Below are 22,663 nucleotides of genomic sequence, written 5' to 3' on the forward strand. Positions count from 1 at the left end.
GAGGCTCAGGGCGTGAGGTACTTGGCGTAGAGGGCCGGCACGCGATCAGCCCAGATGCCGGTGAAGCTGCGATAGCGCGCGACCTCGGCGAGGTCGATCTCGACCCGCAGCACGTCCTCGCGATCATGATCGAGCGTGCCGAGCACGCGGCCATCCGGCGCCACCGCGCAGGAGCGGCCGAAGAAGCGCTGCCCGCCGCGGCTGCCGCTGCGGTTGCAGCTCAGGAAGAAGACGCCGTTCTCGGTCGCCCGCGTATAGGCGCGGTGGATGAAGAGCCCCTCGTCGGTCACCGGCGCATTCTCCGCCCCGAACGAAGCCCAGACCGAGGTCACGATGCTCGCGCCCTGAAGCGCGAGGATGCGGGTGATCTCGGGGAAGCGGATATCGTAGCAGACCTGCATGCCGAGCCGCGTGCCGAAGACCGGGTAGGTGTCGATGCTGTCGCCGCCGCTGAAGAACAGCTTCTCGTTCTGCCACTGGTGAATCTTGGTGTAGTCGCCGAGCACGCCCTCCGGGCCGATCAAGAGCGAGGCATTGCGCATCACGCCGGCGCGCAGGCGATCGCGCAGGCCGAGGCCGATGACGATATGTACGCGGTGCCGCGCGGCGAGTGCGACGAGCGCCCTCACCTCCTCGCCATCCGGCGCGGCGCAGGCCTCGTAGAGCGCCGCTCCGAAATGAGGGACGTCGCTGACGAGCGCCCCGCCCGGCACCAGTGGCTCGACATAGCCGGTGTTGGCGAGTTCGGGGAACAGGATGAGCTGGGCGCCTTTCGCCGCCTCGGCCGCGACGAAGTCGTGGATGCGGCGGAAGTTCTCGGCCGGCGCCAGAGACTGGACGTCGAGCTGGACGAGGCTGGCGGAAATCATGCGTCGGCTCCGGCGATGCGGCGCCCGGTGGCGAAATCCCAGTCTCGCCCCGGCGCCGCGTTGATCAAGGCCCGTGTATACTCATGGCGCGGCCGCGCCAGCACTTCGGCGGCCGGCCCGTCCTCGACGACGCGGCCGCGCTGCATCACCATCACCTCGTCGCAGATCTGGGCGGCGACGCGCAGGTCATGGGTGATGAACAGCACGGCGAGATTGCGCCGCTCCTGGATCTCCGCCAGCAGCGCGAGCACCTGCGCCTGCACGGAGACGTCGAGGGCAGAGACGGCCTCGTCCGCGACGATCACCTCGGGCTCCATCATCAGGGCGCGCGCGATGGCGATGCGCTGGCGTTGGCCGCCGGAGAACTGATGGGGAAAGCGTTCGAGGCTTGTGCCAGGCAGGCCGACCACCTCGAGCAATTCGCCCGCGCGCTTCAGCGCAGAGCCCCGCTCCTCGCCGAGATTGAGCGGCCCCTCGATCAGGCTCTCACCGATGCGCAGGCGCGGATTGAGCGAGCGATTGGGGTCCTGGAACACCATCTGCACGCGCCGACGCGCCGGGGCCAGCGCCTTCTGGCCCTGGAGCGGGGCGATGTCCTGGCCGTTGACCCGGATCTCGCCGCCGGTCGGATGTTCCAGGCGCATCAGGCAGCGCGCGACCGTCGACTTGCCCGAGCCGCTTTCGCCGACGATGCCGAGCGTGCGCCCACGCTCCAGCCTGAAGCTGACATCGTTCACGGCGCGGACAGTGCGGATATCCCGCCCCATCAGCTTCCCAAGCAGAGAACCGAAGCTGAAGGTCTTTTCGAGATTGCGGATCTCGACCACGGCCTCGGCCTGCTTCGCCGCAGCACGAGGAGCGCGAGGCACCAGCGATGGCACGGCCTGCAGCAGGTCGCGCGTGTAATCCTCGCGCGGCCGGCTGAGCACCTGCTCGACCGGGCCGGTCTCGACGATCTCGCCGCGGCGCATGACACAGACCCGGTCGGCGATGTCGACGACCACGCCCATGTCATGGGTGATGAACAGGACGGCGGTGTTCTGCTTGTCCTGCAACTCGCGGATCAGGCTGAGAATCTGCTTCTGCGTGGTGACGTCGAGCGCGGTGGTCGGCTCGTCGGCGATCAGGAGCTTCGGCTTCAAGGCGAGCGCCATCGCGATCATCACGCGCTGGCGCTGTCCGCCCGAGAGCTGGTGCGGATAGCTGTCATAGATCCGCGCCGGATCGGGCAGATGCACGGCCTCGAAGGCGGCGAGCGCAGCTTCCTTGCGTTCCTTAGGACGCATTGCCGTGTGCGCCCAGTAGACCTCGTCCATCTGGAGGCCGATGGTCAGCACCGGGTTCAGCGCGGTCATCGGCTCCTGGAAGATCATCGCCATCTCGGCGCCGCGCAGCGCCTTGGTGCGGGACGGCGTCACTGTGAGGATGTCCTCGCCGTTGAGGCGCACCGTGCCGCCCGTCGCCCGCAATTCGTCGCGCGGCAGCAGGTCCATCGTCACCAGCGAGGTCACCGATTTGCCGGAGCCGGATTCGCCGACGAGGCAGAGCGTCTCGCCCGGCATGATGTCGAAGCTGATGCCCTTCAGAATCTCGCTGGGCTCGCGGCCGCGCGTCGCGACCTTGAGGTCGCGGATCGAGAGCACCGGCTGGCTGGAGGATGTCGTCGTCACGGGGCTCTCCCCTGCATCTTCGGGTCGAGCCGGTCGCGCAGCGCGTCGCCCAGCAGGTTGATCGACAGGATGCAGGCCGACAGCACGATCGCCGGCCAGAACACCAGCCAGTGGTTGATCGCGAAATAGAGCCGCCCCTCGGCCATGATGTTGCCCCAGCTCGGGATCTCCGTGCCGATGCCGACGCCGAGGAAGGACAAAGCCGCCTCCGTCAGGATGGCGGAGGCATACATATAGGTCCCCTGCACGATCAGCGGGGCGATCGTCGTCGGCAGCAGATGCTTCCAGATCAGCTTGGCAGGCGGCGTGCCGAGCAGCATCGCCGCATCGACATAGGTCTCCTCGCGGGCGGCGATGACGCGCGCGCGGACCAGCCGGACGACCTGAGGAATCGCCGGGATCATGATCGCGATGATGACGGTGGTGAGCCCGCCACGGACCAGCGCGACGATGGCGATGGCGAGCAGGATGCCGGGGATCGCCATCAGCCCGTCCATCATCCGCATCAGCACGCCGTCGACGCTGCGGTACCAGCCAGCGATCAGACCGAGCGGAAGGCCGATCACGATGGCGCCGATGGCGACGCCGGCCCCCACCAGCAGCGAGACCCGCGCGCCATAGACCACGCGCGAAAAGAGGTCGCGGCCGAAGCTGTCGGTGCCCAGCCAATAGAGGTTCGAGGAAGGCTTGAGCCGCATCGCCGCGTTGAGCTTGGTCGGCTCGAAATTCGCGATGAACGGCGCGAAGACAGCCATCGCAACGACGATGATGAGGACGAGAATGGCGAGCACCGTCGTCCAGTGCGGCGGGTTTCTGAGCAGGCGGCGGCGCGGGAGGCCGCCTTGCGCGGGGTTCGATGCGGCGCTCATTGGTAGCGGATCCTCGGGTCGCTCAGCGCGTAGGAGAGATCGATCAGCAGGTTGATCAGCACATAGGTTCCGGCCGTCAGCAGGATGATCGCCTGGATCAGCGGGTAGTCGCGGGCGAGCACGCCGTCGACGACCAGCCGTCCGAGACCGGGGATGTTGAAGACCGTCTCGGTGACGACGACGCCGGAGACCATCATGGCGAAGCCGGTTCCGACCACGGTGAGGATCGGGATTGCGGCGTTGCGCAGGGCGTGGCGGAACAGGACGATGCGCTCGCCCAACCCTTTCGCCCGCGCCGTGCGGACATAATCCTCGCGCAGCACTTCCAGCATCGAGGCTCGCGTCATCCGCGAGACCAGCGCGATGTAGAAGAAGGAAAGTGCCAGCCCCGGCAGCAGGATGCGGTGGAGGAACTGGCCGAAGCCCTCGGCGAGCGGCTTGTAGCCCTGCACCGGGAACCATTTCAGGTCCACCGCGAAGACCGCGATCAGCACATAGCCGATCACGAAGATCGGGACGGAGAAGCCGACGACCGAGAGCGCCATGACGAAGCGGTCGACCATGCCGCCATGGCGCCAGGCGGCGAGCACGCCGAGCGGCAGCGAGATGACGACCGTGAAGATCATCGCCATCACCGCGAGCGCCAGCGTCGGGCCGATGCGCTGGCCGATCATCTCCAGAACCGGGCGTTGCGAGATCAGCGAATGCCCGAAATCGCCCTGCGCCATGCCGCCAAGCCAGGTGGCGAACTGGCCGGCGAGCGGCTTGTCGAGGCCGAGATTCTCACGGATCGCGGCCAGCTGGGCCGGCGTCGCCTGATCGCCGGCAATGGCCTGGGCCGGATCGCCCGGCGTCAGGCGCAGCAACAGGAAGACGAACAGCGCCACGAAGAACATGACGGGGATCGCCATCGCCAGCCTGCGCAGGAAGTAGGAAGCCATGTGGTGCTCCGCGCCTGGGCGCTGGCCGGACAGCCAGCGCTCGGTCAAGCCAGCCGGGCGGCAATGCCGCCCGGTTCGCGAGGTTACTTGCTCACGCCCCAGAACAGGGTGAGCGGGCCGGGCTGGAGGTTCTTCAGCTTGGCGCTCCAGGCGGCGACGGACTGGAACTCGCCGGCATTGAAGTAGAAGCCCTCGTCATAGGCGATCTGCTGGATCTCGTGGGCGATTGTCTTCTGTTCGTCGAGCGTCGGCGCGGTGAGGAAGGCAGCGCGCAGTTCCTCGACGCGGGCGCTTTTCGGCCAGCCCGACCACGCCGTCTCCGCGCCCGAGCCGTCGAGCAGGGCATGCACGGTCGGGTTCCAGATGCCGGAGACGCCCCAATAGGTGAACAACATGTTCCAGCCGCCCTGTGCCACGGGTTGCGTGCTGTTCTTGCGCGACTGCAGCGTCGCCCAATCCATCGCGGCGACATCGACCTTGAAGCCGGCCTCGCGCAGGCGCTCGGCCGCGACGATCGGCTGGGTCGACAGGATCGTCAGGTCCGTCGGCTGCATCATCAGCACCGGCGTGCCGTCATAGCCGGAGGCCTTCAACAGCTCCTTCGCCTTGGCCATGCGCTCCTTGGCGCTGCCTTTGAGATATTTCGAGCCGGCATCCGAGGCGAGCGGCACGTCGCAGCCATAGACTGAGGCGCAGAGCTTGTAATACTGGCTGTCGCCGATCGCGGTCTGCATCAGCTGCTCTTGGTCGAGCGCATACATCGCCGCCTGGCGGACCTTGGGATTGTCGAAGGGCGGCAGGCGATGATTGAAGCGGCCGGTGACCTGGCTGCCCAACGCATTGATCGCGCCGGTCTTGATCTCGTCATTGGCCTTGAGCAGCGGCAGCAGGTCGATCGTCACCTGCTCGATCAGGTCGACATCGCCGGATTGCAGCGCATTGATCGAGGTCTGCATGTCCGGCATCGCCTTCCACACGACCTTGTCGACATTCACGGTCTTGCCGCCGGCGGTCCAGCTCATCGGCTCGGCGCGCGGCTTGTAGTCGGTGTTTTTGACATAGACGGCCTGATCGCCGGGACGATACTGGGCCGCGACGAACTTGAACGGGCCGGAGCCGACCATCTCCGTCACCTGCTGGCCGGCAGGCGTCTCGGCAAGACGCTTCGGCATCATGAAGGGCGGCACCGGCGAGGGCTTCGCCAGCAGTTCCAGCACCTGGCCGAAAGGCTTCGCCAGCTTGATGACGAGCACCTTGTCAGAGGTCGCCTCGATCGAGGCGACCGAGCCCATCATCGTGCGCCCGGCGCCGTCATTCGCGGCCCAGCGCTTCAGCGAGGCGACGCAATCGGCCGCGGTCACCGGCGTGCCGTCATGCCATTTCAAGCCGTCGCGCAAGGTGAAGGTATAGGTCATCTTGTCGGCTGAGACGGCGTAGTCGGCCATCTGCGGCTGCGGGTTGTACTTGGCATCCATGCCGAGCAGCGTGTCGAACACCATGAAGCCATGCGTGCGCACGATCTGGGCGGTGCTCAGGATCGGATCGAGCGACCTGAGCGGCGCCTGCATGACGACATTGAGCGTCGTCTCGGCAAAAGCCGGCAATGCGTGCAGGGAGCCGGCGAGCAGCGCCGCAGCCCCGAAAGTCCTGAACCGAAACGTCATTGTTATCCCCTCGTTTTTGGTTGCTTGGATTGGCGCGTGTCGTCAGGCGAGAGCGTCGCTCCATGGATAGGCGCGTGCCGTGTCGAGCTGGCGGTATGGGATCAGCCTGACATTGGCGGGGCCGAGATCGGGCGTGTCGACCACCAGGACGCGGTCGGCCAGCGGCTCGTAGTAGTCGCGGAAATGCGTCTTCGAGCGCAGCAGGATGACGTCGTAATCTTCTGGTCGCTCGCCGAAGATGAAGAATGGGTCGCCATCGACGGCGAAGGCGAAATGCGAGACCACGGAGATCCGGACCGCGCCAATCTGGAGGAGTGCCGTCAGCCCGAGATCGACGAAGGAACCGCGCTGGTAGCGGCCGGAGACGTTGAAGGATTTCGGCCCCGACCAGAGGACGCGTGCCACCGCCTCGACCGGCCCACCAGTCTCCGGCGCCGTCTTGCCGGCGAGCGCGACCGTGATCTCGGCGCCTTCGCCCGCTGCATTGGCCTGCGCGGCCGTCTCGGGGTCGAGCAGGAAAGGCACGTTGACCCTCCCGACATCGCGGCCGAGCAAAGCCCGCAGCAGATGGGTGGAATCGTTCATCCGGTCGGCATGCTCGAGCAGCACGATCGGCCGGCCCGTCGCGGGACTGCGCTCGATATCGGCCAGGGCGTCCTCGACGCTCAGGATCGGGATAGCGTTGGCGATGGCCTTGCGCGCCGAGCGCAACCGGCCCGAGAAGGCCTGCGCCTTGGCCTCGGCCGCCTCCTGCCCGTCCCAGTCCAGGCAGATCACCGACATGCCGGTATTGGCGCTGTCGGCATAGGAGAAGCCGGCCATGATCGAGATGTCGCAATCGCCGTCCTGCTCGGCGGCCCGCGCCTCGGCGATGATCGAGGCCAGCGGTGCCAGCGCCGTCGCCGACATGATCGAGGGGATGACGACATCCGGCCGTGCCACCGCGAGACCCGGCCGACGGCCCTCGCGCCGGAACCTGAGCAGCGCGCGGGCCGCCCGCTCGCCGGTCTCGCCCATGTCGATATGCGGGGAATGGCGATAGGCGACGGCGATATCGGCGCCGCGCAGCGTCTCGCGGTCGATATTGCCGTGATAGTCGAGCGCGACGGCGATCGGCAGCGCCGGAAAGGCCGCGCGCACCGCATCGATGACGTGCCGCTCGACATCGGCATAGCCGGGCGCCCAGCAGGCACCGTGCAAGAACAGGATGGCGCCGTCGAGCGGGCCATTCTTGCGGAGGCCCTCGGCGATCTCGCCGGTGTAGTGCGCAACCGCCTCATCCGCAGTCGGCCCGAGCGCGCCGAGCAGCGTGTGGAACAGCGGCACGAACTCCGCGCCTTCCGCCTCGCAGATCTTCAGGCAGCCGCCGGGTACAGTGTTGGTACCGCGGAACCGTTCCGTCAGTTCAGCCCCGCGCACGCAGACGCGCTCGAACTCCGCCAGCTCCACGATCTGCGGAACGGCCGTGACCGATTCGAGATTGAAGCCGGCGAAGGCGATGCGGAACGCCATGGCAGCGGTCAGACCCTGACCGCCGCGTCGATCGCGCCGCCGATCCGCTCGACGATCAGATCGATTTCCTCGGGCGTGATGATATAGGGCGGCGCCAGCAGGACATGATCGCCGATCCGCCCGTCGATTGTGCCGCCCATCGGGTAGCTCATCAGGCCGCGCGCCATCGCCTCCTTCTTGATCCGGGCATGCACCTTCAGCGCCGGGGCGAAGGGCGTCTTGGTCTCCTTGTCAGCAACGATCTCGATGCCTCGGAACAGGCCGCGGCCGCGGATATCACCGACATGGGGAGACTGGCCCAGCCGTGCATCGAGCCCGGCCTGAAGGCGCTCGCCCATCAGGCGGACGTTTTCCAGCATCTCCGGCTGCGAGATCAGCTCAACGACCTTGTTGGCCGCCGCCGCCGCCATCGGATGGCAGATATAGGTGTGGCCGTGCTGGAACAGGCCGGAACCTTCGGCGAAGGCGCGGTAGATCCTGTCCGAGAGCAGCACCGCGCCGATCGGCTGGTAGCCGCCCCCCAGCCCCTTGGCGATGGTGACGAGATCGGGCGAGATGCCCTCCTGCTCGCAGGCGAACATCGTGCCGGTGCGGCCCATGCCGCACATCACCTCGTCGAGGATCAGCAGGACGCCATATTTGTCGCAGATGCGGCGGATGCGGGCGAAGTAGTCCGCGACCGGCCCGACAGCGCCGAGCGTCGCGCCAACCACCGGCTCGGCGATGAAGGCGATGACCTCTTCCGCGCCGAGCTCGAGGATCTTGGCCTCCAGCTCGTCGGCAAGACGGGCGGCATAGGCTTCCGGCGTCTCGCCGGCCTTCTGGCCGCGATAGGCGTAGCAGGGCGAGACATGGTGGGTCTGCGGCAGGATCGGCTGGAACTGCGCCCGCCGCCAGGCATTGCCGCCGGCGGCAAGCGCGCCCAGCGTATTGCCGTGATAGCTCTGCCGGCGCGCGATGAAATGGCGGCGCTGTGGCTGGCCGATCTCGACGAAATACTGCCGCGCCATCTTCATGGCGGCCTCGACGGCCTCGGAGCCGCCGGAGACGAGATAGACGTAATCGAGCCCCTCCGGCGCCAGCCCGACCAGGCGCTCGGCCAGCTCCTCGGCGACATCGGTGGTGAAGAAGGAAGTATGGGCGTAGGCGATGCGGTCCATCTGCGCGCGCATCGCCGCCATGACCTCGGGATGGCCGTGGCCAAGACAGGAGACGGCGGCGCCGCCCGATCCGTCGATATAGCTGCGGCCATCCGCGTCGGTGATCGTGACGCCCTGCCCCGCAACCGCTTGCGGCAACCGGCCGCCGATCGAGCGATGGAGAATCCTGGTCATCTCAAGCTTCCCGGATTGGCGCGGACAGGCCGCCGCGACGCGCAGCCTCATGACACGCCTCATCGAGTGATGCAACATTTGTTTTATATGATACAAATCGGAAACGATTGACGCTAAAACTCTCGCGACGGAACAGTCCAGCGCAACGCCCTCAAAGGCTGAGGGAAAGCCGAGAAACCGTTTGAAATCCGACCGGCGCGCGGGAATGGTCGCGACGGGGCAAAGAGGGTGCGATTCAAATGTTGCAGGCGGATCCCTTGCGCGAGCGCATCGTCAGCCTCTTCGACGCCATGTCCCCGCAATTGCAGCAGGCGGCGCGTTACATCATCGAGCATCCGCAGGAGGTGGCGCTGGTCTCGATGCGCGAGCTGGCGCGCAATGCCGGTGTGCAGCCCTCGACGATGACGCGGCTCGCGAAGTTCCTGGGCCTCGCCGGTTATGACGATATCCGCGCCCATCATGCCGAGGCGATCCGCTTCCGCGTCGACGGCTTCGCGGCACGCGCGATGAAGACCGACGAGAGCGAGCAGGACATGGCTGCCGCGCAATTGTCGCGGCGCATGCTGCAAGGGCTCGCCGCCCAGATCGCGCGCCTGTCGGAACCGGCCTCGCTGGAACGTCTCTCGGCGGCGGCCGACCGGCTGGCGCAGGCGCGCCGGATCTATGTGCTGGGCCTGCGCTCCTGCCATTCGGTCGCCTGGCATTTCCACTATGTGATGGCGCTGCTCGGGGAGAAGACGATCCATCTCGACGGGCCGGCCGACACGGTGGGCGACGGGTTGATCCGAGCCGACGCCGAGGACGTGCTGCTCGCCATCTCGATCAATCCTTACGCGCGCCACAGCCTGGAGCTCGCCGAGCTCGCTCGCGAAAAGGGGCTCGGCATCATCGCGATCACCGACAGCGAGGTTTCGCCGCTGGTCGGCATCGCCGATCAGGCCATCCTCTGCTCCACCGAGAGCCAGAGCTTCTTCCACACGCTGGCACCGGCGCTGGCGATCTCCGAGGTGCTCTGCGGATTGCTGGCCAACAAGGATCGCAATGCGGCGCTCGCTGCGCTTCATCGCGCCGACCGCCACCTGCTCTCGCTGAACACCTATGCGACCGCCATTCCTCGCAGAAAAATCTAGTTTTTTGGGGCGAGCGCGCCGCTAAATCTTGAAACGATCTGGCAAGATCGGTTCGAGAGCTGGAAAGAGGACCTCTGCCACGAACCTTCCCAGGGCAGCGCGGCTCATCCTCAAGCCTTCATTGTTACCGATTGGTGATGTCCGCTTCCAGGCAAAAGCCCAATGTCTGCAATTGGCGCTGCGCGGAAGCGGGGATCTCTTTCGAGAAAGCACTTGAGGCAACTGTCGGTGGTTTCAGGCCCGGCAACCAAATTTACATAATTGTGCAAACCCCGTTTCCCCACGAGACGGGGCTTTCGTTTGTTGGGAACACCGCGCCAGAATCCGCGCCAATCACCGCGAAGCTCCAGCGATAGGCCCTCCGCTGGCATAGGAAGCGGGCCCTGGGGTCTCATAGCCCCAGTCTCTCAGAAGTTGGCACCTCCGGCGAACCCAGGGCGGCTCAATTCCGGCCTCGGCTTCTTCCAATGGACCGGCGGAAAGAAAAACCGACTCCGCACATCCTCTCTGCGGCCGGTGGCGATTCGCCGGCATCTGCTGGCCTATCCAACTCCTCGCCGATCACGCACTGCGCTTCTTGCGGTCATCCTTGCGCTTCTCTGGCTCGGCCGCTGCCTTCGTCGACCGGACGAGGGTCGCGATCGCCAAGGGCGGCTTGCCCGACTTCTCGGAGATGATCTGGTCCTGCTCCAGGATTGCCGCCTTGGCCGGCTCATCGCCATCGAGCCCCCCGAGCAGCGCTGTCGGAACGCGTCGGTTGGAGGTTCTCGACCCATCCTCATAGATGACATCGAACATCGTGAACTCGGTATCGAGAGCTTTGGATTTCGTACGCTTGGCCATTCCCGCTTCCTAAATGTTGTCCCATTTGGCGCCGAAGCGCATTCCGCGCCGGCCTGAGGAGAGCTGCTGCATGCGTCGTTCGGCGTGCTGAAAAAGAACGAGGACGCGGTCGGCGCGCACGCATGATGATTGCGTCAACCTTTGCGGGCTTTCGCCCACTTTCCCAGCGCAAGCCGGGAACGGATCAGGTCAGGCGCGGTGATATCGATGGTCTCAATCCCTTGGCGGGATGATGGCGGACAGGGAGGGATTTGAACCCCCGATACCCTTGCAGGTATGCCGCATTTCGAGTGCGGTGCATTCAACCACTCTGCCACCTGTCCGCGGTCGCTATCGGTCGAAGCGAGGCGCTTACTACACAAGCCACGCCCGAGGGGCAAGCCTCCCGGGCGGGAGAAATCGACCGTCCCCCGCCGCTTTCGCTTGACCTTCGCGGAGAGCCCGACTATCGAGCACCGTCCGGCGTGGGGAAACCCGCGCCCGATCTCTTTTGGCATGTGCGCTGCGTCGCATGCCGGCAAGAGCAAACCAGACCACGCAATCGACTGCCAAAAAGCCGTCCCGCATGCGCTTCCAGTCCGGAGGCCGTGACAGGGCGGGGCCGAACATGGAGGACAAAATGTTCGCAGTCATCAAGACCGGCGGGAAGCAGTTCCGCGTCGCCGCCAACGACAAGATCACCGCTGCCAAGATCGAGGGCAACCCGGGCGACACCGTCGCTTTCGGCTCCGTGCTGATGCTCACCGAAGGTGAGAAGACCACGCTCGACGCCAAGGCCCTCTCCGAGATCACCGTCGTCGGTGAGATCGTCGAGCAGGCCCGTGGCGAGAAGGTCATCGCCTTCAAGAAGCGCCGCCGCCAGAACTCGAAGCGCAAGCGCGGCTTCCGCGCCGAGCTGACCGTCATCCGCATCACCGACATCCTCACCGGCGGCAAGCAGCCGGAGATGAAGAAGGGCGATGCCGCCGCCGCTGCTCCGGTCGCCGCCAAGGCGAAGGCTGCTCCGAAGGCCGCCAAGGCCGAGGCCGGCGAGGATGCCGAGAAGCCGAAGAAGGCCGCGGCCAAGAAGGCCCCTGCCAAGAAGGCCAAGGACGAGGCGTCCGAGGCCTGAGACCGGGTTTCCCGGCGTCGATATCCACGCCGGATCGCCATCGCCGAAGGCTTACGTCCTCGGCCTGTCGCTCCTGACAGAATGGTGCTCCGGCATTTCGTATCCGAACCGGGTGGCTTTCGCCGCCGATTCGGGTTAGAGAGACACGAGAAGTTTTGAGGTAGGGCGTTATGGCTCACAAAAAGGCAGGCGGCTCGTCGCGTAACGGCCGCGATTCCGAAAGCAAGCGACTCGGCGTGAAGCGCTTCGGCGATCAGGCCGTCGTTGCCGGCAACATCATTATTCGTCAGCGCGGCACCAAGTGGCATGCCGGCGCGAACGTTGGCATGGGCAAAGACCATACCCTCTTTGCGACGACGAATGGCCGCGTCCGATTCACGACGAAACTCGGCCGAGCTTTCGTGAACGTAGTCCCGGCCCAAGAGGCCGCAGAGTAAAAGGCGGATAGGGAATTCTCTCGATCCGCCGGTTCCATCGAACCGAACGGATCAAGGGTTGAAGGCCCGAAATGGGTCTCCCGAAGGTCAGCGAAGGGGAGATGGGACCGAAGTCCCAGCTCCCTTTTTTCGTTTGCGCCGACGGAGAGACGAGAATGTTCCCCGAACTGACCCGCGACGACGTCTTCCGGCTCGAGACCCGCCGTCTCTGGCTGCGCTGGCCGCGTATGGCGGACGCCGCCGCCATCCTGCGCCAGGCCGGTGAGAAGGCCGTGGCGGAGATGACGGCCAATATCCCGCATCCCTACCCGCCCGAGGCGGTCGAGCCCTTCATCTTCGCGATGCGCAAGGGCAATGCGCTGGGCGAGCACCTCGTGCTGGCGGTCACCCCGCGCGCGAAGCCCAACGAATTGATCGGCATGATCGGCGCGCACCGGCAGGCCTCGGGCACGCCCTTCATCGGCTACTGGCTCGGCACCCAGCATTGGGGCAAGGGCTACGCGACGGAGGCGGTGCAGGGGCTGATCGACACCTTGTTCTCGCTGGTCGACGTGCCGGCGATCGAGGCCGATACCCGCGTCATCAATCCGGCTTCGCGGCGGGTGCTGGAGAAGTCCGGCTTCCGGCCGGAGGGCTCCTTCCTCAAGTCGCTGCCGGCGCGGGGCGGGCTGTTCCCTTGCGAGCAGTTCCGGCTCGACCGCTCGACCTGGGCGGCGCTGAAGAGCTGGGGCGCCACCGGCTGGGCCCATGCGCCCGAGCTCGAGGCCAGGACATCCGCCGATACGGAGCCGGAGCTTCCGGCACGGCTCCAGCAGTCGCAGAGCGAGACCTGTGCGGCCTGAGCGCGCCGGAGCCTGAAAAAGAACACGCCCGGCTCAAGGCCGGGCGTGCCGCAGATGGAAGCGTGATGCTAACGGCCCTGAGGCCGGCAAAGTCACTTCACGAAGGTCCCGTGCAGTTCGTCCTCGATATGCACGCGGATGATCTCCTCGAAATTCGACTCCGCCTTGAAGCCGAGCGCCAGCGCGCGCTGGGGGTCGAAATTGCGCGGCCAGCCGGCGACGATCCCATCGATCACCGGATCAGGCACCCGCTTGATCCGCTTCACGACGTTCTCGCCCGCAACCTTGCGCAGCGTCTCGATCTGCTCGGCAACGGTGCAGGAATAGCCCGGCATGGTCAGCGCCCGGCGCGGGCCGATTGCCGTGGTGTCCATCGTCGCGGCATGGACGAGGAAGCCGACGGCCGAACGGGGCGAGGCGTGCCAGTGCCGCACCTGGTCGGAGACCGGCAGCACGGCCTCCTCGCCGTTCAGGGGCTCGCGGATGATGTTGGAAAAGAAGCCCGAGGCCGCCTTGTTCGGCTTGCCCGGCCTCACGCAGATCGTCGGCAGGCGGATGCCGATGCCGTCGAAGAAGCCGCGCCGCGAATAGTCGCAGAGCAGAAGCTCGCCGATCGCCTTCTGCGTGCCGTAGCTGGTCAGCGGCGTGGTGAAGAACTCATCCTCGATCTTGTCGTGGAAGGGCGCACCGAACACCGCGACGGAGGAGGTGAAGACGAGGCGCGGCGTATAGCCCTCGATTCGACGGATCGCCTCGAACAGGTAGCGCGTGCCGTCGAGATTGATCCGATAACCCTTGTCGAAATCGGCCTCCGCCTCGCCGGAGACGATCGCCGCAAGATGGACGATCAATTCGGGCCGCGTCGCGATCAGCGTCTCGGCCGCGCCCTCGACCGACAGATCGGAGACCACCGCCTCGAAATCGAAGGGCGCAGCCGGCGGCGGTGAGGCCGGCACGACGTCCTGCGCCGTCACGCGGGTGACCGGCTTGCCGCCCAGCCCGCCATCGCGCGCCAGCCGCTCGATGAATTTGCGCCCGACCATGCCGGCGCCGCCGAGAACGAGGATATGCACCCTGACCTCCCTTGAGTTTTTGTGTGCGCGTCAGAGCGCGAAGCCGCCATCGGCGAGGTGGATCTGGCCGGTGGTGTAGCTCGCTTCGTCGGAGGCGAGATAGACCGCGAGCCAGGCGATCTCCTCGGCCGTGCCGAGCCGGCCCATCGGCTGGCGATCGATGAAGGCCTGCCGCGCCGCAGCCTCGGTGACGTTGGTCGCCGCTGCCAGATCCTTGATGCGCTGGTCGAGCGAGGGCGACTGGATCGTCCCCGGGCAGATCGCATTCGAGCGGATGCCCTTCTTGATGAAGTCGGCCGCGACGGCCTTGGTCAGCCCGATCACGGCCGCCTTGGTCGCGCCATAGGCATAGCGGTTCGGGATGCCGCGCACCGAGCCGGCGCCGGAGGCGATGTTGACGATCGAGCCTGCGCCCTTGGCCAGCATGCCCGGGAGGAAAGCCTGGATCGTGCGGTGCATCGCCTTGACGTTGAGGTCGAAGGAGAAGTCCCAGGCCTTGTCGTCGGTGTCGAGCACCGTGCCATGATGGACGAAGCCGGCAGCGTTGACGAGGATGTCGATCGGCCCGACCTTCTCGGCGAAGGCGTTGACGGCCTTGGTCGAAAGCACGTCGAGCTTGCGCTTCTTCGCCTTCGGAATGCCTTCGAGCAGGGTGACGTCCTTGTCCGTCGCCCAGACCGTGGCGCCTTCCGCCACGAAGGCCTCGGCGATCGCACGGCCAATGCCCTGCCCCGCAGCGGTGACCACCGCGACCTTGCCCTTCAAACGACCCGCCATGCCTTCGTCCTCTTTTTAGCCGGCTTTGGAAAATGTCTTGCGCATATGGGTGAGGCGCCGGTCGGCCATGTCCTCATGATGCGTGATGGTGAAACCGAGACGCTCATACCAACCGATGCGCTGGCTGAGCTTCGCGTGCGTATAGAGATGGATCGAGGCGTAGCCGAGCACCTTCGCCCGCTCCTCGGCAAAGTTCATCAGCGCCGCGCCGAGCTTGCGGCCCGCGGCCTGCGGCGAAACCGCAATGCTCCAGATCGTGAAATCCTCCGGCTCGATCTCCAGCACCAGCGCGGCATCGAGCCCCGCTTCGCCATCGAGCAGCCAGACCTCGTGCTTGGCCAGCACCTCGTGATAGTCCGCGAGGCGCGGCAGCGAGGGCACGCCGATGATCGCCTCGTTCGGCAGATAGGCTGCCTCCGTCAGCGCGACGATCGCCGGAATATCGGCAGGCGCGGCGCGGCGCGGCGTCATCGTCAGGCCTGGACCTTGGCGAGATCGGTGAGCGACGCCTTCTGCTGGCCCTGCGCATCGAAATTGTCGGGCGCGAGCCAGGCCTGGAAAGCGCGCGCACGCGCCGGCCACTCGGAATCGATGATGGAGAACCAGGCCGTATCCCGGTTCGCGCCCTTCACCACCATGTGCTGGCGGAACAGCCCCTCATACTGGAAGCCGAAGCGCAAAGCCGCGCGCTTCGAGGGCTCGTTCAGATTGTTGCACTTCCATTCATAGCGGCGATAGCCGAGCGAGAAGCCGTAATCGCCGACGAGATAGATCGCTTCCGTCGCCACCCGCGTACGCTGCAGCGCCGGCGAATAGGTGATCCAGCCGACTTCGAAGACGCCTTGCTCGGGGCGGATCTCCATGATCCAGAGATGGCCCTTGGCCTTGCCATCGGCCTTGTCGATCACCGCGAGCGGCACGATGCCGGCTTTCGCTACCATCGATTCGAGCAAAGCGCGGTATTCGTCCTTGCTCTTCGGCGGCGCGGCCGGCAGCCAGTCCCAGATCTGATCGTGGCCGGTCGTCGCGGCCCAGATGTCGTCGAGATGCCTGCCGACGTCGAGCGGCTCCAGCCGGCAATAGCGCCCTTCCAGCACCTTCGCCGGCGGGAACGGCACGGGCTTCCAGTTCTGCAACGAGGTCATGACTTTCCCTTTTCCCGCCAGCCGGTCAAATCCTGCCGGATGTCCCAGCCCGCGCCCAGCTCGCGTGCGATCGCATCCGCGATGGCGTGCCCTTCGGCCTCCCAGGCCAACCGCTCGACCTCGCTTGGGAAATCGGAGGCCGCCTCGTCGTCTTCGTCATAGATCGCGTCGAAGGAATCCATCCAGGCTTCGAGCCGGTCGGCAAGCTTCTCCGACAATCCAATATCCTCGGCATCGACAGCCTTGCGCTTGCCCTTGGCGTCGATCTGCCAGAGCCCGCTATGGCCAAGCCACTCCGGCGCGATCAGCAGCACGCCGCTCACGAACGCGCCTCGAGATCCCCACGGAAGAAGGGATTGAGCGGCGCCGAGGGGCCATTATTGGCGAAGCCCTTGAAGCTGCCCTCCTCGGCGATCAGCCGCGTCGCCTCGATGAAGGCGGCCCAGGCCGCCCGCGCCAGCGCGCCGCCGATCGAGATACGCCGCGCACCGGCCGCCGCGATATCGGAGACGGTTAGCCCGAAATCGCCATAGACCAGCGCATTGACCGGCTTGCCGCCGGCCGCATCGACGATCGTGCGGATGTCGTCGGTCGTCTTCGGGCCCGGCGCGTAGAGCACGTCGGCGCCCGCCGCCGCATAGGCCTCGATGCGGCGCACCGCTTCCTTCAGCGGCTCGGGATGGCCGGTCAGGAAGCATTCGGCGCGCGCCGTCAGCAGCACGCCCGAGCCGGTCTCGTCGATCGCCTTGCGCGCCGCCTTCACCCGCGCGACCGCAAGCTCGAACGGATAGAGCGGCTCTGCCTCGCGGCCCGTGGCATCCTCGATCGAGAGCCCGGCGACGCCGGTCGCGACGCAGAGCTTGACGTTGGCCCCGACGCCATCGGGCGTATCGGCATAGCCGTTCTCGAAATCGGCATTGACCGGCAGGTCCGGCACCGCCTTCACCAATTCGGCGAGATGGGCGAGCATCATGTCGCGCGGCACATCCTGATCGGCCCGCGCTTGCGTGAAGGCGAAGCCCGCGCTGGTCGAAGCCAGCGCCTTGAATCCCTGCCCGCGCAGCCAGCGCGCCGAGCCGAGATCCCAGGGGTTGGGCATCACGAAGCAGCCGCTCTCATGCAGCTTGCGGAAAGTTTCGACCTGCGGGGAATAGCTCATTTTAAATCGTTTCAGATCAGCGGGAGCTGCGGGCTGGCATAGTGTCGAGCGCCGGCCCGTTTGTCAGCCCCATCCGCGCGCATTGGCAGGCGGGGGCCGTTGCGCGCGGCGAATGCCACCTGGTCCGTCATTCTCGGGCGATGCGAAGCAGCGACCCGAGAAACTCTGACCGGAGCAGGCACTGGAGCCTCTTCGTCGAGAGATGCTCGGGTCTTCGCCCGAGCATGACGGCGCCTGTGGCGCCTCGCTCAATGATTGTCGCGCGGAATACCGAATTTCTTGTTGATCTTCTGGTACTTGACCGCCGGTTTCAGCACCATGCCCTCGGAGAGCTCATCGACGATCTTGCGCTGGATCTCCTGCCAGGGCGTCTGGCTCTTCGGATATTTGTAGCCGCCCGCCGCCTTGAACGCGGCCTTGCGCTCGGCCAGTTCCGCCTCGGAGATGAGGATGTCGGCCGTCCGCTTCTTCAGGTCGATGCGGACCTTGTCCCCCATCTTGAGGAGCGCGAGCCCGCCGCCCGTCGCCGCTTCCGGCGAGGCGTTGAGGATCGAGGGCGAGCCCGAGGTGCCGGACTGGCGCCCGTCGCCGACGCAGGCGAGCGCGGTGACGCCCTTCTTGATGAGATAATCCGGCGGCCGCATGTTCACGACCTCCGCCGCGCCGGGGTAACCGATCGGCCCCACGCCGCGGATGAACAGGATGCAGTGCTCGTCGATGGCGAGCGCCGGATCGTCGATGCGGTGGTGGTAGTCCTCCGGCCCGTCGAAGACGATGGCGCGGCCCTCGAAGGCCATCGGGTCCTTCGGGTTCTCCAGATAGCGCTTGCGGAATTCCGGCGTGATCACGCTGGTCTTCATGATCGCCGAGTCGAACAGGTTGCCGGAGAGGTTGAGGAAGCCAGCCTCCTTCTTCATCGGCGCGTCATAGGTCTTGATGACCTCGCGATCGCCCGAGAAGGCCCCGGCGCAGTTCTCCTCATGGGTGCGGCCATTCGCGGTGATGGCGGGCTTGAGCTTGCCCTTGGCGAGCAGCTCCGCGATCACTGCCGGCAGGCCGCCGGCGCGGTAATAATCCTCGCCGAGATATTCGCCGGCCGGCTGCATGTTGACCAGCAGCGGCGTGTCGTAGCCGATCTTCGTCCAGTCCTCGTTGTCGAGCTTGACGCCGATATGCTTGGCGATGGCGTTGACGTGGATCGGCGCATTGGTCGAGCCACCGATCGCCGAGTTGATGACGATGGTGTTCTCGAAGGCCTCGCGGGTCAGGATGTCCGAAGGCTTCAGATCCTCCCAGACCATCTCGACGATGCGCTTGCCGGTGAGATAGGCCATCTCGTAGCGGTCGCGGTAGGGCGCGGGGATCGCGGCAGCGCCGGGCAGCGTCATGCCCATCGCCTCGGCCAGCGCGTTCATCGTCGAGGCCGTGCCCATGGTGTTGCAGTGGCCGGCCGACGGTGCCGACGACGCGACCAGGTCGACGAAGCCCTTATAGTCGATCTCGCCGGCGGCCATCATCTGGCGCGCCTTCCAGACGATGGTGCCCGAGCCGGTGCGCTCACCGCGGAAGGAGCCGTTCAGCATCGGCCCGCCCGGCAGCGCGATCGCAGGGATGTCGACCGTCGCGGCAGCCATGATCTGCGCCGGTGTGGTCTTGTCGCAGCCGGTGGTCAGCACCACGGCATCGAGCGGATAGCCGTAGAGGATCTCGACGAGCGAGAGATATTGCAGGTTGCGGTCGAGCGAGGCGGTCGGGCGCTTGCAGGTTTCCTGGATCGGATGGATCGGGAACTCGAAGGGAACGCCGCCCATCTCGCGAATGCCGTCGCGGATGCGCGGGGCGAGCTCGAGATGATGCCGGTTGCACGGGGCGATGTCGGAGCCGGTCTGGGCGATGCCGATGATCGGCCGGCCGGACTGCAACTCCTCGCGCGACAGGCCGAAATTCATGGTGCGCTCGATATAGAGCGCGGTCATGTCGGCATTGGCGGGGTTATCGAACCAGGCTTTCGAGCGGAGCTGTTCCGGTTTGATGCGCCGCTTTGCCTTGCGCTTCGCAACCGCCACCGGGCGGTCCTGCCGCGGCACATTGCTCTCCGGGGTCTTTGCCATCGAACGCTCCTCTCCCGCGCTGCCGTCAAGGCCTTGCGGCAGCGCCTTTTCTTAGAATGATTTGACGATTATCCGGTCCGGCCCCTTCGCCCGCAAGAGGGCCCGTCACGATAAATCATACTATTTTTCATGCGCGCCTTGCATGGTCGGGGCGCGACCGACCGCGCGGGCTTGCATCGCAGCGCCCTTTCCGGCGAAGACTGTGGCCTAAGGCCGCTGGCAAGCAGGCCGCCGGAAACGATCACGCCCGAGGCCATCATGACCCTCCATGTCGCCCCCGCCTTCGCCCGAATCGGCGAGGAGAACGCCTTCGCCGTGCTGGCACGGGCGACGGAACTGCAGCGGCAGGGCAAGGACATCATCAATCTCGGCATCGGCCAGCCCGATTTCGCGACGCCGGAGCATATCGTCGAGGCGGCGGTGAAGGCGCTGCGCGACGGCCATCACGGCTACACCCCGGCGAATGGCATCCTGCCGCTGCGCGAGGCCGTCGCTGCCGATCTGCACAAGCGCTTTTCCGTGGAGGTCTCGCCGGAGAACGTGATGATCGTGCCCGGCGGCAAGGTCACCATGTTCATGGCGATCCTGATGTTCGGCGAGCCCGGCGCGGAAATTCTGTATCCCGACCCCGGCTTCCCGATCTACCGCTCGATGATCGAATACACTGGCGCGACGCCGATCCCGGTGCCGGTCCGCGAGGAGAACGGCTTCGCCTTCTCCGCCGAGGAGACGCTCTCGCTGATCACGCCGAGGACGCGCCTGCTCATCGTCAATTCGCCGGCCAACCCGACCGGCGGCGTCACGCCCAAGAGCGAGGTCGACAAGCTCGTCGCAGGCCTGGCGAAGTTTCCCGACGTCGCGGTCATGTCGGACGAGATCTACGACCAGATGGTCTATGACGGCGAAAGCCACGTCTGCCTGCTCAGCTATCCCGAGATCCGCGACCGGCTGATCCTGCTCAACGGCTGGTCGAAGACCTACGCCATGACCGGCTGGCGGCTGGGCTACTCGGTCTGGCCGAAGCCGCTCTACGACAACGCCCGCAAGCTCGCGGTCAACTCGCATTCCTGCGTCAACGCCCCCGCGCAATGGGCGGGGCTGGCGGCGCTGACCGGCCCGCAGGATGCCGTCCACGCCATGGTGGCCGAGTTCGACAGGCGCCGGAAGGCGGTGGTGAAGGGGCTGAACGGCCTGCCCGGCGTCTCCTGCGCCGTACCGAAGGGCGCCTTCTACGCCTTCCCGAACGTCTCCAGGACCGGCTGGAAAGCGAAGAAGCTCGCCTCCGCCCTGCTGGAGGATGCCGGCGTCGCCACCATCGGCGGCCCGGATTTTGGCGTCCATGGCGAGGGCTATATCCGCCTCTCCTATGCCAACTCGCTGGAGAACATCGAGAAGGCGCTGGAACGGATGCGCGCTTTCCTCGAAAGCCGGCAGGTGGCCTGAGCATGATAACCTGCCATCTGCGCTATATCGTCGATCCCTATCAGCTTCCGGCCTTCGAGGCCTATGGCAAGCTCTGGATCCGGCTCGTCGAGAAGTTCGGCGGCGTGCATCACGGCTATTTCATGCCGTCGGAAGGAACCTCCAACGTCGCGCTGGCGATGTTCAGTTTCCCGTCGCTCGCAGCCTATGAAGAGTATCGCGAGCGCGCAGCCACGGACCCGGAATGTCAGGCCGCCTTCGCGATGAACGAAAAGGACCGCTTCATCGTCAGCTATGAGCGCTCCTTCTTCCGGCCGGTTTTCGAGGATGACCGCGGCGCGTCCCGCGCTCCCTCGGAACGCCGGACGAACGCCGTGACCGCATGAGCTATCTCTACCTGGCCATCGCCATCGTCAGCGAGGTGATCGGCACCTCGGCGCTGAAGGCCTCGAACGAGTTCACGCGGCTGGTGCCGTCTCTGATCACCGTCGCGGCCTTCTTCTGCGCGTTTTATTTCCTGTCGCTGTGCCTGCGGACGATCCCCGTCGGCATCGCCTATGCGATCTGGTCGGGCGTCGGGATCGTGCTGATCAGCCTGATCGCGCTGGTGCTTTTCGACCAGAAGCTCGACCTGCCCGCGCTCGGCGGCATGGCGCTGATCGTCGCCGGTGTCATGGTGATCAACCTGTTCTCGAAGTCGGCGGCGCATTGAAGGCTTGCTGCCGGGCGTCATTCTCGGGCGAAGCACGGCTTCGACCCGAGAATCTCATGACGGGAAGGCTCTTGTTTCAGAGATGCTCGGGTCAAGCCCGAGCACGACGGCAGATCCCGTCAGTTCCGAGCCGCGCTCGCCGTCACGCCCGGGTCGACCTTGAAGCTCGACGCCTCGATCACCGCCGTGCCAATCATCGTCTTCACCGAGATGCGCACCGGCACCATCACATCGGTGCCCGCCACGGGCGCGAGCCAGGTGGTGATATCCTTGTTCTCGGCCATGAACTTGGTGCTGGGCCGGAGCGCCCGGTGGCCGGCGATGGGGACATAGCGCGCCTGGCAGATCGAGACCGGCCCGCTATAGCCGTCGAGCTTGACGTGGCGGGTGCCCGCGCTCGAGAGCTTGATGTCGTAGCGCGCCGCGCCGTCGAAGATCGGCAGGGTGCGGTTGCAGGCGTCCTTACCCTTGCCGTTGACCGGCATGATGAAAGCGCTGAGCGGGTCGACGATGTTGCGCTTGTTGCCATCGGTCAGCGGCACGCGATCCGGCTTCTCGTCGATCGGCGGCTCGATGTCGATGCCGGCGACGCTGTTGTCGGCGAGCGCCATCCGCACGGTGCGGCTCTCGCTGGAGTTGGCCGCGCTCACAGCGAAGGTCTTGGGCGAGAGCTTGCCGCCGACGAGCGCCCCCGTCGCGGCGCCCGAGCCGCGGCCGCCGGTCACCCCGCCGACCACGCCGGTCAGCTTGGCGACGAGGTCGAGCTTGTAGTTGGCGCCGTCGATGCTGCCGCTCAGGCCGGCCTTGCCGAAGGTGATGCCGAGCAGCGAGACATCGTATCTGGCGTCGAGCGACGCCGCCTCCACCGCCGCGGTGGCGAAAGAGATCGAGAGGATCAGACCTGCCAGGGACGATGCGACGGCGGGCTTCATCCAGTTCCTCCGGAGCGGCGCGATCATGCCGCGACATGCATTGTGAATCGGTCCGAATCGTGACCGCAGCGCCGCCCTCGGGCAGCTTTCCGATGAAAGCATCCGGCCCG

The 22,663-nt window shown here is 66.1% G+C and carries 23 protein-coding genes and 1 tRNA gene; 7 read left to right on the forward strand and 17 right to left on the reverse strand.

Annotation, left to right across the window (positions count from 1 at the left end; genetic code table 11):
• Window positions 1–5 precede the first annotated feature (5 nt).
• The 7 genes from GGC47_RS10470 to GGC47_RS10500 form a co-directional block, all read right to left on the reverse strand.
• Window positions 6–869: a carbon-nitrogen hydrolase family protein gene (locus GGC47_RS10470; protein ID WP_142022044.1), complete on the reverse strand. Its 864-nt coding sequence runs from the start codon at window positions 867–869 to the stop codon at window positions 6–8.
• Window positions 866–2,539: an ABC transporter ATP-binding protein gene (locus tag GGC47_RS10475; protein ID WP_142022045.1), complete on the reverse strand. Its 1,674-nt coding sequence runs from the start codon at window positions 2,537–2,539 to the stop codon at window positions 866–868. The genes GGC47_RS10470 and GGC47_RS10475 overlap by 4 nt, the downstream gene beginning before the upstream one ends.
• On the reverse strand, window positions 2,536–3,408 hold the full coding sequence (locus GGC47_RS10480; protein ID WP_038362130.1) for an ABC transporter permease: 873 nt from the start codon (window positions 3,406–3,408) through the stop codon (window positions 2,536–2,538). Before GGC47_RS10480 ends, GGC47_RS10475 begins: the two co-directional genes overlap by 4 nt.
• Window positions 3,405–4,349, reverse strand: coding sequence for an ABC transporter permease (locus GGC47_RS10485; protein WP_112763556.1), 945 nt, complete (start codon window positions 4,347–4,349; stop codon window positions 3,405–3,407). Before GGC47_RS10485 ends, GGC47_RS10480 begins: the two co-directional genes overlap by 4 nt.
• Before the next feature lie 83 nt (window positions 4,350–4,432).
• Window positions 4,433–6,013 carry an ABC transporter substrate-binding protein gene (locus tag GGC47_RS10490; protein ID WP_142022046.1) on the reverse strand — a complete coding sequence of 527 codons (1,581 nt, stop codon included), beginning with the start codon at window positions 6,011–6,013 and terminating at the stop codon, window positions 4,433–4,435.
• A 42-nt stretch (window positions 6,014–6,055) separates the two neighbouring features.
• Window positions 6,056–7,525, reverse strand: coding sequence for a M81 family metallopeptidase (locus tag GGC47_RS10495; protein ID WP_142022047.1), 1,470 nt, complete (start codon window positions 7,523–7,525; stop codon window positions 6,056–6,058).
• A gap of 8 nt (window positions 7,526–7,533) precedes the next feature.
• Window positions 7,534–8,859 carry an aspartate aminotransferase family protein gene (locus GGC47_RS10500; RefSeq protein WP_038362630.1) on the reverse strand — a complete coding sequence of 442 codons (1,326 nt, stop codon included), beginning with the start codon at window positions 8,857–8,859 and terminating at the stop codon, window positions 7,534–7,536.
• Between the two features lie 239 nt (window positions 8,860–9,098).
• Between GGC47_RS10500 and GGC47_RS10505 the strand changes: the two genes are divergently transcribed.
• A complete protein-coding gene (locus tag GGC47_RS10505; RefSeq protein WP_142022048.1) occupies window positions 9,099–9,989 on the forward strand; it encodes a MurR/RpiR family transcriptional regulator in 891 nt (296 codons plus the stop codon).
• A 561-nt stretch (window positions 9,990–10,550) separates the two neighbouring features.
• On the opposite strand, the gene GGC47_RS10510 is transcribed toward GGC47_RS10505, so the two are convergent.
• Window positions 10,551–10,832, reverse strand: coding sequence for a hypothetical protein (locus GGC47_RS10510; protein WP_113254946.1), 282 nt, complete (start codon window positions 10,830–10,832; stop codon window positions 10,551–10,553).
• Window positions 10,833–11,065: 233 nt separating this feature from the next.
• Window positions 11,066–11,155 (reverse strand) — tRNA-Ser (locus tag GGC47_RS10515).
• A gap of 296 nt (window positions 11,156–11,451) precedes the next feature.
• On the opposite strand from GGC47_RS10515, the gene rplU reads away from it, so the two are divergent.
• From rplU to GGC47_RS10530, 3 genes are all read left to right on the forward strand, one after another.
• On the forward strand, window positions 11,452–11,943 hold the full coding sequence (rplU, locus tag GGC47_RS10520; protein WP_038364421.1) for a 50S ribosomal protein L21: 492 nt from the start codon (window positions 11,452–11,454) through the stop codon (window positions 11,941–11,943).
• Window positions 11,944–12,113: 170 nt separating this feature from the next.
• Entirely contained in the window at window positions 12,114–12,380 is a 267-nt protein-coding gene (gene rpmA, locus GGC47_RS10525; RefSeq protein WP_038363769.1) for a 50S ribosomal protein L27, read from the forward strand.
• Window positions 12,381–12,535: 155 nt separating this feature from the next.
• On the forward strand, window positions 12,536–13,222 hold the full coding sequence (locus tag GGC47_RS10530) for a GNAT family N-acetyltransferase (protein WP_142022049.1): 687 nt from the start codon (window positions 12,536–12,538) through the stop codon (window positions 13,220–13,222).
• 92 nt (window positions 13,223–13,314) lie between these two features.
• Here GGC47_RS10530 and denD read toward each other — a convergent pair whose 3' ends face one another.
• The 7 genes from denD to GGC47_RS10565 form a co-directional block, all read right to left on the reverse strand.
• Window positions 13,315–14,295, reverse strand: a complete 981-nt coding sequence (gene denD, locus GGC47_RS10535) for a D-erythronate dehydrogenase (protein ID WP_142022050.1) — start codon at window positions 14,293–14,295, stop codon at window positions 13,315–13,317.
• A 30-nt stretch (window positions 14,296–14,325) separates the two neighbouring features.
• A complete protein-coding gene (locus tag GGC47_RS10540) occupies window positions 14,326–15,072 on the reverse strand; it encodes an SDR family oxidoreductase (RefSeq protein WP_142022051.1) in 747 nt (248 codons plus the stop codon).
• 15 nt (window positions 15,073–15,087) lie between these two features.
• The gene (locus GGC47_RS10545) at window positions 15,088–15,543 is read right to left on the reverse strand and encodes a GNAT family N-acetyltransferase (RefSeq protein ID WP_142022052.1); all 456 of its coding nucleotides are present in this window, start codon (window positions 15,541–15,543) and stop codon (window positions 15,088–15,090) included.
• Window positions 15,544–15,545: 2 nt separating this feature from the next.
• Entirely contained in the window at window positions 15,546–16,217 is a 672-nt protein-coding gene (locus tag GGC47_RS10550; RefSeq protein WP_133564775.1) for a GNAT family N-acetyltransferase, read from the reverse strand.
• Window positions 16,214–16,540, reverse strand: a complete 327-nt coding sequence (locus tag GGC47_RS10555; RefSeq protein WP_133564777.1) for a hypothetical protein — start codon at window positions 16,538–16,540, stop codon at window positions 16,214–16,216. The genes GGC47_RS10550 and GGC47_RS10555 overlap by 4 nt, the downstream gene beginning before the upstream one ends.
• The gene (locus GGC47_RS10560) at window positions 16,537–17,376 is read right to left on the reverse strand and encodes an isocitrate lyase/PEP mutase family protein (protein WP_142022053.1); all 840 of its coding nucleotides are present in this window, start codon (window positions 17,374–17,376) and stop codon (window positions 16,537–16,539) included. The genes GGC47_RS10555 and GGC47_RS10560 overlap by 4 nt, the downstream gene beginning before the upstream one ends.
• Window positions 17,377–17,624: 248 nt before the next feature.
• The gene (locus GGC47_RS10565) at window positions 17,625–19,487 is read right to left on the reverse strand and encodes an IlvD/Edd family dehydratase (RefSeq protein ID WP_112763566.1); all 1,863 of its coding nucleotides are present in this window, start codon (window positions 19,485–19,487) and stop codon (window positions 17,625–17,627) included.
• A gap of 258 nt (window positions 19,488–19,745) precedes the next feature.
• Here GGC47_RS10565 and GGC47_RS10570 point away from each other — a divergent pair, with 258 nt between their 5' ends.
• The 3 genes from GGC47_RS10570 to GGC47_RS10580 are packed head-to-tail and all read left to right on the forward strand — an operon-like array spanning window position 19,746 to window position 21,621.
• The gene (locus tag GGC47_RS10570) at window positions 19,746–20,930 is read left to right on the forward strand and encodes a pyridoxal phosphate-dependent aminotransferase (RefSeq protein ID WP_113254962.1); all 1,185 of its coding nucleotides are present in this window, start codon (window positions 19,746–19,748) and stop codon (window positions 20,928–20,930) included.
• 2 nt (window positions 20,931–20,932) lie between these two features.
• Window positions 20,933–21,295: an NIPSNAP family protein gene (locus GGC47_RS10575; RefSeq protein WP_133564782.1), complete on the forward strand. Its 363-nt coding sequence runs from the start codon at window positions 20,933–20,935 to the stop codon at window positions 21,293–21,295.
• Entirely contained in the window at window positions 21,292–21,621 is a 330-nt protein-coding gene (locus GGC47_RS10580) for a DMT family transporter (protein WP_112763569.1), read from the forward strand. The genes GGC47_RS10575 and GGC47_RS10580 overlap by 4 nt, the downstream gene beginning before the upstream one ends.
• Before the next feature lie 119 nt (window positions 21,622–21,740).
• Here the strand turns inward: GGC47_RS10580 and GGC47_RS10585 are convergent, their stop codons facing one another.
• On the reverse strand, window positions 21,741–22,553 hold the full coding sequence (locus tag GGC47_RS10585) for a DUF3108 domain-containing protein (protein WP_038364412.1): 813 nt from the start codon (window positions 22,551–22,553) through the stop codon (window positions 21,741–21,743).
• Window positions 22,554–22,663 lie beyond the last annotated feature (110 nt).

It is taken from the genome of Allobosea sp. OAE752, from assembly GCF_050433265.1.
In the GTDB taxonomy this organism is placed as follows: domain Bacteria; phylum Pseudomonadota; class Alphaproteobacteria; order Rhizobiales; family Beijerinckiaceae; genus Allobosea; species Allobosea spartocytisi.